Origin of the sequence: Ruminococcus sp. HUN007, from assembly GCF_000712055.1 — a bacterium.
GTDB lineage: Bacteria > Bacillota > Clostridia > Oscillospirales > Ruminococcaceae > HUN007.
Map to the genome: position 1 here is coordinate 859407 of NZ_JOOA01000002.1, position 14308 is coordinate 873714.

Consider the following 14308-nt stretch of genomic DNA (forward strand, 5'->3'; position numbering starts at 1 on the left):
AGACTTCTTTCCATACTGAAAAAATATGACGAAGAACTTGTATGTGTCACAGGCGGTGCAAACAATATCGAAATAACATCAAAAAAAGCCACCAAGGGAAAATGCATAACCGCTCTTTCTGAAGTGACCGGCATACTCCTTTCAGAGATCGCCGCACTCGGCGACACTGAAAATGATCTCAGCATACTTGGGACAGTCGGTATAAGCACAGCAATGGCAAACGCAGACGAAAACTTAAAAAAACTCTGCCGCTTCACAACTGACTCGGACAACGACTCAGACGGTGCAGCAAAGTTTATCGAAAAAATGTTTCTCTGATAAAAATCCAATAACAAAAATGATCGTTATCTCACCGGAATGAGACAACGATCATTTTTTATTATGGAAGCGCTGATTTTTTCATGAACAGTTTATTCTATGAACAGGTTAAGATCAGCATAGTTTATAATTCCGTCAACCTTTCCTTCATCGGTATACTGCCACATGCTGAACTCATACGGAAACTCCGGATGCTCCTTGTATTCCGCAAGCCAGAGATCATATCCGGAGATCTGCTCAAGATCGTACATATTAAACTGGTCACGCAGAAGATTAAGTGAGGCGTAGATTATCGGTTTATAGCCGTTTTCCTCAATTGTACGGCAGAATGCGAGTGCGCATTCGCAGAGTTCATCGCCGGCAAGGGAATCCGTTCTCGCTGTGTCATGGGTCACAGGTTCCCAGTCGTACGCCACCGGACAGGTAATATTGTAGTCCTTGATAAGGCCGAGCACAAAACGTGCTTCCTCTTCAGCCTCCTCCTTTGAAGTAGCCTGGGAGAAGAAGTAAACACCTGTTTCAAGTCCGGCGTCCTGAGCGCCTTTCATATTTCTGTGGTAATAATCATCAACGTTGAGTTTTCCGCTCTCATATCCTCTGAAACCGGCCCTGACCATTGCGTAATCAATTCCGGCAGCTTTAACTTTCGGCCAGTTTATTTCCTTCTGGGCGTAGGATACATCAACGCCTTTTTTCACAGTCTTTTCGCTGTCACTGTAGTTTATAAAGCCGTTTTCCCTGTAAAACTTCGTCCTGTCAAGCTTGCTGAAAGTCACGTTTATGTTCGGAACTGTAAAGGGTCCCGGATCAGGCATTTCCTTGTTTCTGCCTGAAAGCATAAATACGATCAGAACAATAAGCAGAACCGCTGCTGCGGCGGCGATAACAGCAATAATAATAAGGGTGTTTCCTATACCTGTTTTTTTTCTCATATTTTCATTTCTTATCATAGTCTTATGAAAAAGTCTCCTGAATGAATATTGATTTTGCTTTCCCCTGATTATTCCCCGTTTATCCCTGTATATCAGTCTGTCAGATCTTCAAAGACCTGTTCTGCTTCTTCCTGTTTTGCAAGCATATCGTGCTTGATGTGTATCGTGTCAAAAATGTTTATTATACCGTCACCGTTAATATCGCCGGATTCGGTGATATCATTTTCAGAAGCACCGAGAATATGCTGCTTCAGGCAGTAATTATCCTCCGGATCAAAAGTACCGTTACGGTTGATGTCTCCCCGGCGTGCCTTTACCCTGACGATCAGTCCGCATGATGCGCCTTTGTAATCAACAGTTATAATACTGTCTCCCGGTACCATCGTGTTTCCTTCACAGCCGTAATCCTCAACTATTTCCTCGCGTCCGTCGCTGTAGCAGGCCGCAACGACCATACCGGCATTTTCAAATATCTCACCGGCAAGATAGTCAAGTTTCTGTGGCATTGCTCTCAGAACAAGATCGACCGGCGGTTCATCCGTACCAAGCTTTCTTGCATAATTGAGTACGCACCAGCCTGGCTTGCCGTTATACTCGGTCCTTCCCCAGAGATAATCACTGTCCTGAAATGTTTCATATACGGTTATTACCGCTTCATACGGAACAACATCAAGTATGTCAAAGTCAGTTCCGTGATTGTAACGGAGCCTTACCCCTGTGGTCGAAGTAATACTGTACTGATCGAATTTTTCTTCATCCGGCTCAACAACAGTTTCCACTTCTCCTCTTATGTGTTCCGCATAGTCAAGAACACACCATCCATCCGTTCCGCCGTAGCTGGTCCTGCCCCACAGGAACCCGCCGCTCTCCTTTTTTTCGTCAACGGTTATCGCATGATTGTAAGGGATAACATTTATTATTTCGGCACTGGTGTCGGCGCTGCTTCTCAGACGTATGCCGGTCGAAGATGTTACGCGCCACTTTTCACCTGTTTCGTTCGCAGAATAATCAACTCCGGAAAGGAAAAGTGCGGCTTCGGTCTCACGCCTGCGCACCAGTCCGGGAAGTACCTGTCCTCCGGCCTTGCACCAGAGTTTGAAGGCATCGGTTATCTGCTCCGGTGTATAATTCTCAATACCGTTTACAAGATATGTTCTTATAGTAACTTCAGATGTGTTGTTCCAGACGTTACCCATGTTGTAAGTAAAACTTACCAGAGCATCATACTGGTTCTGAGTAACTGATATCCCGTACTTGTCAAGAAAATTACGGACAAATTTTTCATAAACGACAACTACCTCACGAAGCAGTCTGTCTGCTTCAGCCTCAGTTATTCCATCCGGATACGCATCCTTGTCTACCCCTGTGCCATATCCTATCGACCACTGGTGATAATCCCACTGGGCATATTTTGAAAATCCTTCAAAGCTTTTAATAAGAGCAAGTCCGTTCTCGCTGATCTGATATGATGAAGCAGAACAGACTATGCCGCATTTATCGTTTACTGAATAAACTTCAGAAAAAAGATCTGAACCTGCAAGTGTCAGTGCCAGAAGCAGACTCATACATTTTCTTTTCATTTACTATCCTCCGATCTGACGGTCATCCGGCGGTATCCGCGGATGGCTCCGGGACGTCTGTTACTGCTTTCCGGCACTGCTGAAGTATCTGCAGATATCTGAAAGGCAGCACTGACTGCAAAGCGGTTTTCTGGCTTTGCAGATCTCACGTCCGAAAAAAAACAAGACGATGACAGAGATCTGAACCTTCAGCAGGAGGAACGATCTTTTTCAGATCTTTCTCAACTTTATAAGGCTCAGTATTGTCTGTAAGTCCCAGTCTTCCTGTTATTCTGATACAGTGAGTGTCAGTAACGACCGCAGGTTTACCGTACACGTCACCGAGAATAAGATTGGCGGTTTTTCTTCCTACACCCGGAAGAGATGTAAGCTTTTCGATGGTATCAGGGACCTCGCCTCCGTACACGGAAATGATCATAGCAGACATTTCCTTTATACTTTTCGCTTTGCCGCGGTAAAATCCGCATGGTTTCACAATTTCTTCGAGATCTTCAAGTGAAGCATCCGCAAAACTCTGCAGTGTGGGATACCTGGCAAACAGGTCTCTGGTAACTATATTTACGCGGGCATCGGTACACTGTGCCGAAAGCCTCGTGGCAATAAGCAGTTCGTATGGTTTGTCATAGACAAGTGAACAGACAGCTTCAGGATATTTCTCCTTAAGACGTTCACATACCAGAACGGCCTTTTCTTTTTTTGTCATAATGTTCTTTTGCCTCCATCAGCAGGATCCTCTCCTGCGGATCGTCAAGACTCCTGATAGCTTTGTCAAACTCAAGGTTTACTGTACGGAAACTGCAGTCCTCCGGAATTCTGAGTTTCTTTTCAGTATATGTTCCGAAATACATTATGGTCTTCTGCTTTTTTCCTTCTCCGGATCCCAGCATATATTCGGTCCGGAAATCATCTGTGTCCGGTTTTATGCCGGTGTAATGGTTCACCACACGGACAGAAGCCTGCTTTTCTGATTCACCGTAGCTGATAACATCCTTGATAAAGCTTATCTTTTTTGTTTTCCGGTCTTCAGCCAGAAGGAATCTTATTGTGTCTCCGTAGTCCTTGACAAGGATCATACCGCAGACTATGGTCATGTAGAACTCAAAATCAGACTTATGCTGTCTTTCATAAAAGCCGAGACATTCACTGATCTGCTGTTCACAGTAGAGTTTGCCCTCAGGAGCGGCAACGAAAAGGAGACGCTCACTTGAAGGACGTTTTATAGTAGCGAGGATCTTTCCCCTGAATTCGTCTGAAACATCCTCAGCGCCCATTATATAGATCATGTGCCTTTCCTGCTTCGGCAGATCCTTTTCAGCAGTGAAGAAACCCATTTTTACAAGATAGCTCATGCTCTTGCGTCCGACGTTTCTTGATCCCTGCTGCTTGTCAACAGTAATGTCCGCATCTCTTCCAAGCAGAAGATTCCGTGTATTATGCACTTCAATTATCCTTCCTGATTTATGTATACCTACTTATTTTACCACAAAAACTTAATATATGCAAGTTTCGGCTGTAAACGGCGTATTTACGTATACTGTACAAAGCGCCCCGACCTATAGCGGTCAGGGCGCAAACAAGGAAATTATTTCATGTGCACTTTCTTTTCAGCCTGCTGGAATGAATCCTTCAGTTCTGTAAGCATCGGGATTATCGGTTTGAAAACCTCAACACGCTTGCGGATATTTGCCTGAACAAGTGTTCTGATGAAGTAATCGTAAAGCATGTGAAGATTTCCTGATATCTCGTACTTGTAATCAAGAATGCCGTCAAGGTAGTGGATTATTCTCTGCGCTTTCCTGATAGCCTTGTCGGCTTCATCAGGATCATTCTTTTCTTCAATGTAGAAGACTGCGTGATTGAGCATCTTGATGCATTCCTCATAAAGAACGATGATAAGTTCTCCCGGTGTCATGGTCATTATTGCCTGTTCTTTGTAGTTGTTATATGGGTTTGAAGCAGCCATAGAAGACTTCTCCTTTCAGGTTAATTAAATAGTGTTGTTACAGTGAACGCCGGACTGATCATCCGGCATTCACCACCGTTGTTATCAGAATCCTCCGCCTATCATTGATGCGAAGTAATTAGCTGTTGAATTCATATTTCCCAGAGCCGATTCCATTGAGTTGAACTGTTTCCACAGTCTTTCCTTTCTGGAGTCATACTGTTCCTTGAGCTTTTTGATAGTTTCCTTGATAGTATCGATGCGCTTGCTTATAGTATTGTTCTTTTCAGTAGCCTTGCCCTTGAGTCCGGCAAGTGATACAAGTGAACCAGGCGAACCGGAAGAAGTATTGGCTGCCTTCTTGCATGCGCTGTCAAGTCTTGAAGCTATGCCGTTTGAGCCTGTGAATATATCAGCAACGCCCTTGGCATCGTTCTGGATAGCATCCTTGAGCTTGTCCTTGTTGATCGTAAGCTTGCCGTAGTCTTTCCAGTCACTGCTTGATTCTATTCCTATCTCGGAAAGAAGCTTCTTGTCTCCTACCTTAGTATAGAGAACTGTACGCATTTCATTGAGGAAACTTGAAATATCATTGTCACCGCTTAAAAGGCCCTTGTTGGTCTTTTCCTCCCACTTCTTGATCTCACTTTCAGTCATCTCGTCCTTCTGTGCATCAGTAAGAGGCATGTACTGCTTGTATTCAGCCTTTTCGTGGGTCCTGTCATTGAGATCCTTGATAAGAGCGTTGTAGTCTTCAACGAATGAAACTATGTTATCAAGCACCTTGTCATTATCGTTTGTGGTCTCGATGTTTACCGGACCGTTTGTAACATTCTTCAGTGTGAGATTGATGCCGTTGTACTTAAGCTCATTGCCTGAGTAGAAAACATCTTCACCGTCAATGACTGCGTGAGCATCGGTTCCCTGCTTGCTGATAGATGATGTTCCGAACATTTTCTTAAGAATGCCGTTTTCATCACTGTCGCTTGCTTCGATCACTGAACCGGAACCTGTTTCCTGGCCCTTTATACTGAACTTGTCATTCAGCGAGTTGTATGTGATCGTAACACCGGCACGGCTCTCGTTTACTTCCGTCATCATGTCGGAAAGCTTTGTATCGCCTGTAAATGAAAAATCTGTTCCGTTTATACTGAACTCGATCTTGTCAGAATCATTATATCCGTAAAGATCTTTAAGCGTCATTGAGGTGTCAAGCTGGTTTGTAGCACCCTTTGAATCCATTCCGATGAACTCAAGAGAACTTTCGTCACCCTTTATCTTGATGTTCTTTCCTGTGCCGGCTGTGATCTCGCCGCTGTCTGCATCAAAATGGATACCTGAGCCAAAGGCCTGGAAAAGCTTTTCACTGAAGCTGTCGGCTGTATCTGTTGATGTCAGTGAGATATCCTTTGATACACCGTTAAATGTTATATTCAGCTTACCCTTTGATTCGATCGCCGGTACATCAGCTGAAACTTCAGATGTTCTTGAAGCTTCCTGCTTGCCGCTGAATCCGAGTGCCTTCAGATCATTTGAGTCTGATGCAGCTTCAATGGTGATCTTTTCAACATCAGAATTACCTGTAAACTTGAGCTTTTTGTCATCGCCGGTGCCGTCATACGATACTGTTATTCCTTTTCCTGAAACCTGAGCATTGATCTTCGAAAGAATATCCTCATCAGAATCATTTTTGCTGAGATTAACAGTAACATCTTTACCGTTTAATTTGAATGTATAGTCCTTCGCATCTGCGGAAAGCTTTGACTTGTCAAATTTACCTGAAGTAACAGAAGCATTTTTGACCGTCGCACTGCTGCCGTTTACTGAGATATCTGTTGAGGCGCCTGTTCCGGAGAACTTAAGTTTTCCGTCTGAACCGACTGAAACTGATACATCAACAGCAGATGATGAATTCTGTCTGTTGTATGTTGTTATGCCCTTGTTGATCTTGTCAGCCATATCACTTGCTGAAGCTGCACCGCTTACATCGACTTCAATGTCTGTACCCCCGACACTGATCGTCATTTTAGCAGCTGAAGCGGACATAAGTTCACCGCCGGCTTTTACATTCATGCCCTGGCTGGCACTTACGCTGCTTGTAAACTTTGCTTCAGAAGCAAGTTTTATTACTTCAACATCGAAGCTTCCCTCAACTGCATCCGCTGTTGAAACAGCCTTTACTGCAGAAGATGTACTTTCAGTAGTTGTACTCTTGAAGCTTGATGTAAGAGCGAGAGTTTTCTCACCGGTAACTGAAAAGTATTTACCCCTGAAATCATTGATCTTGTCAATAACCTCACGATACTGATCCTGCTTCATTTCAAGAACTTTCTGCTGCTGTTCCTGCTTGTCTATTTTTGTCTGCATGTCGCTCATCATTGACTTGACAAGACTTTCAGTGTCGAGTCCTGAGTTCATGCCTGAAATACCCTTATTGCTGTAGGATGCATTCGTGTACGTATTTTCTGAACTTGAACTTACCTGCATATGTATCCCCCCTGATCATAAAATTTAAGAAATCACTGATTAAAGACATCAGCACAGGAATATAGGGATCTGCCTGTAAACTCCGCTTCCGGTATATCCGGATTTAACGGAACTGATGTATTACCAGTGTTCTGGTGCTTGTATTAGATTAATCTGCTTATTATATTATTCGGCATTTTTACATTTTTTTAAAGAGTTTTTAAGAAATTTTCATATAATTCTGCTTTTTTGTGTAAAGACTCTGTCCCCCTGTCCCTGAGTCTCATTTACCGCGCTGTAAAATCTTGCTGCCTTGGCACTCTGTCCGGAATTGTTCTCTCTGATCTCTTCGAGAACTCTGTCCATGGACTTCTTCAGTCTGTCCTGAACCATCGGTATGGCCGCACTTATCCTGTAGGCAACAGCGTTTACTTCCTGCCTTTTCTCAAATACTACGGCATATTCTTCGGCCACGTCTTTTCTGTCAGTGAGCGGTTCTGTCGCTTTTTTCAGTTCGCCGGTCTCATCTTCGGCACACAGCGAATCTATCCCGGCAAATAGTTCGTCGGTAATCTCACGGTATCTGTTAATTCTTTCCACTGAAATGTCAACATCATCAGGTGAACAAACATAAAGTTCACCTATTTCCTTTTCCATTTCAAGCAGCACTTCCACGATCTCATCAAAGCAGCTGCAGATCTGTGCTGTTCGTTCATTGTTTTCCATATTTTTCTCCCTTGTCTGAATAAAAATACGAATTTTTTCGTTCACGGTATATTCCAATTCATCAGATTTTATGGTATAATAATAGAATAATACGATTATTTGGGGGTGTAATCAGTGTTTCCTGTAAAATGCAAAGCGATACTCAAGCTTATAAACGGTGAAATACTGGAATACGGTTTTGCTTCGTACTCGGCTGAAGATCAGCACTTAGACTTTACAGCTCAGTTTGTGCCTATTCTTCAGATCAATTCAAAAGTCACCGTAGTCTGTACTGAAAACGGAGTTACGACACACGTGTTTACCGGTGAGGTTTATCTTTCTTCTCCGAAACTTCTCCGGGTCATCTCACTTAAATGCGCTTTTATTATGGGTGCTGAAAAAGTACTTGCCGCTCACATACCGTTTGAAGCCCAGGTTTATGTTCCTGCCTTCAGACACACTTTTTTCGCAAACAGACTTACCTACAGATGGGAAGAATGCTGTATAAAAGCGATATCCATGAACGGTGCCGCAATAGAGTGTCCGGAGATCGTCAGTGAATTTGCTGACAGGATCACAATAAAAATTTCCGATCCTATATTTTCTAAGCCTACGGAGATTCATCTCCATACAGGAGAAAAAGGGCTCATGTTTGGAAATCATACCAAATACAAATATAAAATCGGAAAAATCAATAAACGATGTGAATCTGAACTGAGAGCATTCATACGCAATGCAAATATGGCTCTGCTCGGCAACATAGAACTTGTTGACGAGCAGACCCTGTACAGTGACTGATCAGTGTTATTTTTTGATCTGACCAAGCATATTCTTAAATGCGTCAGGCGCAACAGCGTCTGATGCTTTTTTATTGCTCTCCATGGTCTGACGCAGTTCGCTTCTCAGCACCTTAACATCCTTAGGTGCTTCAATACCGAGTCGTACCTTATCCCCGCTGACTTCAACGATCTTGATCTCTATATCTTCATTTAAATAAACTGTTTCCCCCACTTTTCTTGACAGTATAAGCATTGTTAGTCCTCCTTAACATTTTCAAAAAGCTTATATCGGATAGTGTAGTCCTCTTCAGCTAAGAACTGAGCAGCCCTTCTCTCCTCGAGATTCACAACGATAGGACTCTTGAGATTAACAGTGGATTCACCGAAGTTGTCTGCAACTACCATTACAAGCCACATTTCATATGTTCCCTTGCCGATCACCTTTGTGATATCTTCCTCAAATGTCGGTGCATATTCCTGATTCAGTGTTTTAGGATTTGCAAGTACAAAGCAGAGATCTGTATCATCAAGGCACTGCAGCCAGATAAATTCGCCGTTAAGTGATTCATCGATCATGAATACGTATCTTTTGTTTTCCTCAAATCCTAAGATCGGCTGTTCAAATGTGATAATGTCGTTCTCTGAGATCTCGATCTCACCAAAAGTTCTAGTGTTTACTTTCATAATTACCTCCGCATTCATTGCTTCCTGCCGGTCGTGCAGCAGGAGACAGTATTCTGTAGTTTATGTGCTGTACTTAAGCACTTTGTCAGTGCATGTACGGTTAAAAAAACAGGGAATATGCCGTTTAAGCACATTCCCTGTTATGTTCCTATTCTTCCGGTTCTTCATAATCAGGCGCGGAACTCTTTGGCACGTAATTGAAACCGCCAAGATATTCAAATTCCACATGTGCATATTCTTCAACTATCTTTCGAGGCTGCGGCTTCGGTGCATGAATCTTTACCGCCTTCGGAGCTTCTTTCGGCTCCGGCTCCCACGATTTGTCCGGCACTACAGAATCAAGGCTGTCCATTGCCGAATCTATAGTGGCTGCCGACTGTATGTTCTGACGCATATATTCCGCGCAGTTCGGTTTCGGCTCAGGTCTGACGTTTTTCTTTCCGTAGCAGTAATTCACACTGTACTCACTGCCTTCAGTTTCCGAAGCACTTTCGTGCATCATACTGTCAGGCTGCCGGTTTATGAATTTCTGCTGAACGCCGCCGGCAGCTTTATTGCCGACCACATTACCGTCGTACATCTCCGGATTGTTTTTTGAAGAATGTGTATTTTTAACCGGAATTCTTACATTCGCTGAATTAACTTCAGCATTTTCAGGAGAAAAGTCCGGATTATTATCAGCCGTGATATTCTCCTGTTCTTTAAACTTAATCGGAACTGTAGTTATTTTCAGAAGCTGCATTCAAATCCCTCCCTGAATAATGAATAATCAAACTTTCCTTGTTAATATACAAACTTCTATTCACTTGTTCTTATTTTGACATACTACATTTTATATGATAAAACCGTCAGGTATTATCAGTTGACATAATCCATAAGTGACTTCGGAACGATATTCTTTCCGAACTGAAGCACCAAGTTCCAGGCGTTCTGATAACCAAGGAAATTGGTTATTTCAGTTGCATCATCGACGCCTTCGATATCCTTCTGCATTTTCTTGAGTGAAGTATTCTCCTGTTCTAGTCTGTCGAGGTTGGTTTCGAGGAACTTCGACCTTACGCCGAGCTCAGATTCTGCTGCGATAACCTTATCAGTCTGCTTCTGAAAATTAACCATAACTGCACTGATCTTATCAATAACATCAGCAATATTAGAATTACCATTTTCATCTTCTTTAATGCTATTGATCGCATCCTGCATCTGAGTCATCATGTCATAAAGATTGTTAGACACATTCTCACGATCCTGTCCGTTATTGGTTCCAGTGGCACCAGCTTTAGCCTGTAATCCTTTTATTTCATCATATGGAATAGTTGTAGAGCCATAGCCCATAGCTGCAATACCATCTACTGTAGTTTTAAATGCAGTTTTAGGAGCCACTTTACCGTTTCCAGCCACTGATATATCAAGTCCTATATCTACATAACTATCGCCAGAATATTTTACAGGATTATCTTCATAATAATAATTCTCCGGATCGTTCTGAATCTGAGTGCTTGTCGGCATATTTTGTATTACAGCTGGATTAACAGGTTTCAGCTTATCTCCGCCTTCTACCGAAGTACTGTCTTGCAACGTTCCCTTAAAGCCTTTATGACTGCAATCGGTGATCCAGAATATGCCGTTACGCCAGTTATCGACATCGTCATTTCCACTGCCAAATTGATCAAGAAACTGTTTTTCATTCATATTAAAAAGATTAAGAACTTCGTCAAAACCTACTTTTTCAGCATCATATCCGTATTCGCATTCGTAATCCAAACTAGTATTCGAAGCATTTTTACTTATCCCTAACCATTGGTTTTTTATCGACCATTTTTTCAATGGCACTACCGTTGAACTCCATCTTACCATCAACGTTTGCCTTAAACGGTGCAACATCGATACCTAATCCGCCGAGAACGTATTTGTCATTGTACTTGGTATTCGCAAGACGCATGAATTCGTCTTTAGCTCCGTCGAGGAATGCACTGAATGTTTCCTTACTAGCCTGAAGTGTAGGTGTGTTCAATGCTTTGAACATTTCGGACTGAACGTTTGAACAGATGTCGTTCATCTGCTTAAGAGCAGTTTCAGCCATGTTGAGCTGCTCAGCGGCAGTATTCACATTGTTTGTCATCTGTTCATTTCTGTATATTCTGGATCTAACATTTATAGCTCTTGTAGCCTGAGTGACATTATCAGATACCCTCTGAAAATCCCTTCCGGATTCAACACGTTCCATTGCCTTGTTCATCGCATGCTGCGAACCGTTGAGGTTTTTAAGATAAGTTCTGTTGGTCGTGCCGCTCGTTATTCTTACTGCCATGATGTCTCACCCCCGTTCATCCCTATCCAAGAGCACCAATCTGATTTATGATAACATCAAGAAGTTCATCCATTGTAGTCATCATCTTGGCTGCAGCCTGGAATGCTCTGTTATGTGTAAGCATAGCAACAGTTTCCTCACTTTCGCTGACACCTGTGATATTTTCACGGTTGTCCTGAAGTTCGTTGGAATACTTCTCGCATGCCTCATATTTTGATTTTGTAAAACTTACATCTGAACCTATTTTAGCTGAATAGTCAACTATAAAGCCCTGAAGCGTACCTTCATATTTTTCAACGCCGTTTGTGAAGGTGTGCTTGCCTTCCATAAGTTTACCTATCATATCGAGGAAATACGCATTATCTGTACTGTCCTTGTCAGGAAGTATGTATGACGGATCACTCAGAAATTCATCGGAAATTGTTATGTTAGCCGCATTGACCTTTCGGTTTACATAAACTTTCTCATTACCATTTTCATCAATCTCACTGTCACCTACAAGCTTCTTGTAAGGATAAGGATGTTCCTTGCTATCCGGCTTATATTCAGGATCCGGAACGGTATTGTTAAGTATCTCAGCAAGCTGAACAGCAAATGAATCGAGCTGATCCTGATAGTACTTGAAACCGCGCACATCAGAACCGGATATACCTTCAGAATTGAGACCCCTGCCATTGATAATCTCTGCAGACGCCTTCAGTATACCGTTCTGTTTATCCATACCCTGACCATTACTCTTCCAGAGAAGTGAAACAGTATTGTCCCTGTTCTCCTGGAAAACTATCCTGTCAGTTTCCTTGCCTTTGATACAAAGATGATTATTAAGTTTTACATCTACTGTACCGTCAGTCTGATTCTTTACTTCAACCTTACCGAACGTAGAAAGTTCATCAAGGAGCATATTTCTCTTATCGATAAGTTCGTTCGGACCATACTGTTCAGTATAACCTGCTCCAGCCATTACATCCTTAATCTGCTTGTTAAGTGTAGCGATGTCCTCCATGATAAGGTTGGCATCCTTCACCTCAGTCTGAAGCTGATCCTTGTATGAATTATTCGCTTCTTCAAGTTCCTGTGAAGTCCTGTTAAGAAGTGATGTCATATTCTTAACAGCATCAGCAAACAGTACTGAATTGGCACTGACATTCGAGTTATTGGACAAAGCTTCAAGTGATGTGTACATGGTCTTCAGACCCCAGCTGAGTCCGTAGCCGTCACCGTCCGTACCGATATCAATTTCAGATATGATAGTTTCCAGTTCGGAAAACATATCGTTGCTCTTACTGTAGTAAGAAGTATCGGAATATGAATTTCTGAATGCTGTATCCATTCTCTCGTCACGGGTCTGGGAAATACCCTCTACGTTCGTACCCATGCCGATATGATTGTAAGACGTGTCACCGACCCTGCTTCTGTATGCATAGTTAGCCACAGAAACCTGATCAGTACGCTGCCTCGTATACCCCTCTGTTGACATATTCGCAAGGTTCTGTCCGACTATATCAAGCGCTTTCTGGCTTGCGAAAATCGCTGTCTTCGATGCCTCGAACCCCATAAATGTCGGTCTGACACTCATAATAATCCCTCCGCTTCAGGCCTGTCTGTCAAGAATGTTCTGCATGGTATGAAACTTTTCAGAAACATTTCCGCTCTTATCGTAACAAGCCGGATCGTTTATATCATAGTCCTGCATGCCCATTTCCTTCAGGTTTTTCTTCACGATGTCAAGCGATCTGCTATTATAGTCGCGCGCAGCGATAACAGCGTCCCTGAAATCACAGAACAGGTCCTCAAGTTCTTCACGTCGATCGCCGCTCTCTGCATCGACGATCTCCCTGAAGGTTTTTCCATCGAGTCCTATTTTCTTAAATAGCTCTTCTCTTCTCTTTTCATAATTCTCTGCTTTTGAAACAAAAACCTGATAATCGGCGAGAACCTTATTGATAAGTTCCAGATCTTCAGACGCAAGAGCATCCATTTTCAGTTTTTCATTTTCTGATACTTCGGCGTAAAAGTCAGTATATTGTTCCATAAAATCATAGAACTCATCGTAATTATTCATCCGTATTCATCTCCGGTTTCAGATTTTTTCTCAAAGCTGTAAGCCGACCCCCGTCTGGCTTACATTTCTTTTCCCCTGTATTTTCGTTACCCTCTTAAAATGCCATTCTGTCAAGAATAGCATCAGCTACACTGCCAGCTGATACACTATAAGTGCCTGACTGGATCTGTGCCTTAAGAGAACTGATCTTTTCCTGTGAAGCAGGACCGCTTACTTCAGAAGAGATCGACTTTGTTGTTTTATCAAGTTCACAGTATGATGATGCTTCAGGGCTGATCGAAACCTTGTCACGCTGAGGTGCAGCCGGTCTGCCTGATGAAGTCATTATATTTGTGTAAGCCTTGATACCAGCAGCGCTGCCGACCTTTTCGGTTTTCATGAATCCGCCGGAAATGTTGCCCACGTTGAAATTCATAAGCACAACTCCTTTCTGTAGTTTGAATATAAATCGTCGCAGAATAATCCCTACAATATATTATTCGGAAGTTTGTATGATTTTTAAATAGACAAAAAAGAATTTAGAAAAATATTT

At 42.6% G+C, this 14308-nt stretch carries 15 protein-coding genes and 2 pseudogenes; 2 read left to right on the forward strand and 15 right to left on the reverse strand.

The genetic code is table 11. From position 1 onward, the window contains the following. Positions 1–9: 9 nt before the first annotated feature. Positions 10–318 (forward strand): annotated as a pseudogene (locus CC97_RS19575) (HAD hydrolase family protein); the annotation flags it as partial. A 92-nt stretch (positions 319–410) separates the two neighbouring features. Here CC97_RS19575 and CC97_RS07905 read toward each other — a convergent pair. From CC97_RS07905 to CC97_RS07935, 7 genes and pseudogenes are all read right to left on the reverse strand, one after another. Then, on the reverse strand, positions 411–1250 hold the full coding sequence (locus CC97_RS07905) for a glycoside hydrolase family 25 protein (RefSeq protein ID WP_197021843.1): 840 nt from the start codon (positions 1248–1250) through the stop codon (positions 411–413). 92 nt (positions 1251–1342) lie between these two features. Continuing rightward, a complete protein-coding gene (locus CC97_RS18750; RefSeq protein ID WP_049962769.1) occupies positions 1343–2830 on the reverse strand; it encodes an SH3 domain-containing protein in 1488 nt (495 codons plus the stop codon). 60 nt (positions 2831–2890) lie between these two features. Then, positions 2891–3533, reverse strand: a pseudogene (gene nth, locus CC97_RS07915) (endonuclease III). Beyond that, positions 3499–4269 (reverse strand): hypothetical protein, encoded by a 771-nt coding sequence (locus CC97_RS07920; RefSeq protein WP_044974526.1) that lies wholly within the window; start codon positions 4267–4269, stop codon positions 3499–3501. Before CC97_RS07920 ends, nth begins: the two are co-directional and overlap by 35 nt. Before the next feature lie 143 nt (positions 4270–4412). Next, positions 4413–4793, reverse strand: a complete 381-nt coding sequence (fliS, locus tag CC97_RS07925) for a flagellar export chaperone FliS (protein ID WP_044974527.1) — start codon at positions 4791–4793, stop codon at positions 4413–4415. 84 nt (positions 4794–4877) lie between these two features. Next, positions 4878–7259 carry a flagellar filament capping protein FliD gene (gene fliD / locus CC97_RS07930; protein ID WP_044974528.1) on the reverse strand — a complete coding sequence of 794 codons (2382 nt, stop codon included), beginning with the start codon at positions 7257–7259 and terminating at the stop codon, positions 4878–4880. Positions 7260–7469: 210 nt separating this feature from the next. Further along, the gene (locus CC97_RS07935; protein WP_044974529.1) at positions 7470–7964 is read right to left on the reverse strand and encodes a hypothetical protein; all 495 of its coding nucleotides are present in this window, start codon (positions 7962–7964) and stop codon (positions 7470–7472) included. 114 nt (positions 7965–8078) lie between these two features. Between CC97_RS07935 and CC97_RS07940 the strand changes: the two genes are divergently transcribed. After that, positions 8079–8741 carry a hypothetical protein gene (locus tag CC97_RS07940; RefSeq protein ID WP_044974530.1) on the forward strand — a complete coding sequence of 221 codons (663 nt, stop codon included), beginning with the start codon at positions 8079–8081 and terminating at the stop codon, positions 8739–8741. A 6-nt stretch (positions 8742–8747) separates the two neighbouring features. Here the strand turns inward: CC97_RS07940 and csrA are convergent, their stop codons facing one another. The 8 genes from csrA to CC97_RS07980 all read right to left on the reverse strand — a co-directional run bounded on the left by csrA (position 8748) and on the right by CC97_RS07980 (position 14191). Then, on the reverse strand, positions 8748–8975 hold the full coding sequence (gene csrA, locus CC97_RS07945; protein ID WP_044974531.1) for a carbon storage regulator CsrA: 228 nt from the start codon (positions 8973–8975) through the stop codon (positions 8748–8750). A gap of 2 nt (positions 8976–8977) precedes the next feature. Continuing rightward, complete coding sequence (fliW, locus tag CC97_RS07950) at positions 8978–9406, reverse strand: flagellar assembly protein FliW (RefSeq protein ID WP_044974532.1); 429 nt, start codon at positions 9404–9406, stop codon at positions 8978–8980. A 148-nt stretch (positions 9407–9554) separates the two neighbouring features. Beyond that, positions 9555–10148, reverse strand: a complete 594-nt coding sequence (locus CC97_RS07955; protein WP_044974533.1) for a hypothetical protein — start codon at positions 10146–10148, stop codon at positions 9555–9557. Positions 10149–10264: 116 nt separating this feature from the next. After that, entirely contained in the window at positions 10265–11167 is a 903-nt protein-coding gene (locus tag CC97_RS07960; protein ID WP_044974534.1) for a hypothetical protein, read from the reverse strand. A gap of 19 nt (positions 11168–11186) precedes the next feature. Then, on the reverse strand, positions 11187–11714 hold the full coding sequence (locus tag CC97_RS07965) for a hypothetical protein (RefSeq protein WP_044974535.1): 528 nt from the start codon (positions 11712–11714) through the stop codon (positions 11187–11189). Positions 11715–11736: 22 nt separating this feature from the next. After that, a complete protein-coding gene (flgK, locus tag CC97_RS07970) occupies positions 11737–13290 on the reverse strand; it encodes a flagellar hook-associated protein FlgK (protein WP_044974536.1) in 1554 nt (517 codons plus the stop codon). A 15-nt stretch (positions 13291–13305) separates the two neighbouring features. Continuing rightward, positions 13306–13776 (reverse strand): hypothetical protein, encoded by a 471-nt coding sequence (locus CC97_RS07975; RefSeq protein ID WP_044974537.1) that lies wholly within the window; start codon positions 13774–13776, stop codon positions 13306–13308. A 94-nt stretch (positions 13777–13870) separates the two neighbouring features. Beyond that, positions 13871–14191 (reverse strand): flagellar biosynthesis anti-sigma factor FlgM, encoded by a 321-nt coding sequence (locus tag CC97_RS07980; protein ID WP_044974538.1) that lies wholly within the window; start codon positions 14189–14191, stop codon positions 13871–13873. Positions 14192–14308 lie beyond the last annotated feature (117 nt).

Coding starts and splice junctions, on each gene's coding strand:
- CC97_RS07935 (WP_044974529.1), bottom strand. CDS start 7,964: ATGGAAAACAATGAACGAACAGCACAGATCTGCAGCTGCTTTGATGAG.
- CC97_RS07980 (WP_044974538.1), bottom strand. CDS start 14,191: ATGAATTTCAACGTGGGCAACATTTCCGGCGGATTCATGAAAACCGAA.
- CC97_RS18750 (WP_049962769.1), bottom strand. CDS start 2,830: ATGAAAAGAAAATGTATGAGTCTGCTTCTGGCACTGACACTTGCAGGT.
- flgK (WP_044974536.1), bottom strand. CDS start 13,290: ATGAGTGTCAGACCGACATTTATGGGGTTCGAGGCATCGAAGACAGCG.
- CC97_RS07905 (WP_197021843.1), bottom strand. CDS start 1,250: ATGAGAAAAAAAACAGGTATAGGAAACACCCTTATTATTATTGCTGTT.
- CC97_RS07955 (WP_044974533.1), bottom strand. CDS start 10,148: ATGCAGCTTCTGAAAATAACTACAGTTCCGATTAAGTTTAAAGAACAG.
- csrA (WP_044974531.1), bottom strand. CDS start 8,975: ATGCTTATACTGTCAAGAAAAGTGGGGGAAACAGTTTATTTAAATGAA.
- CC97_RS07965 (WP_044974535.1), bottom strand. CDS start 11,714: ATGGCAGTAAGAATAACGAGCGGCACGACCAACAGAACTTATCTTAAA.
- CC97_RS07975 (WP_044974537.1), bottom strand. CDS start 13,776: ATGAATAATTACGATGAGTTCTATGATTTTATGGAACAATATACTGAC.
- fliW (WP_044974532.1), bottom strand. CDS start 9,406: ATGAAAGTAAACACTAGAACTTTTGGTGAGATCGAGATCTCAGAGAAC.
- fliD (WP_044974528.1), bottom strand. CDS start 7,259: ATGCAGGTAAGTTCAAGTTCAGAAAATACGTACACGAATGCATCCTAC.
- fliS (WP_044974527.1), bottom strand. CDS start 4,793: ATGGCTGCTTCAAACCCATATAACAACTACAAAGAACAGGCAATAATG.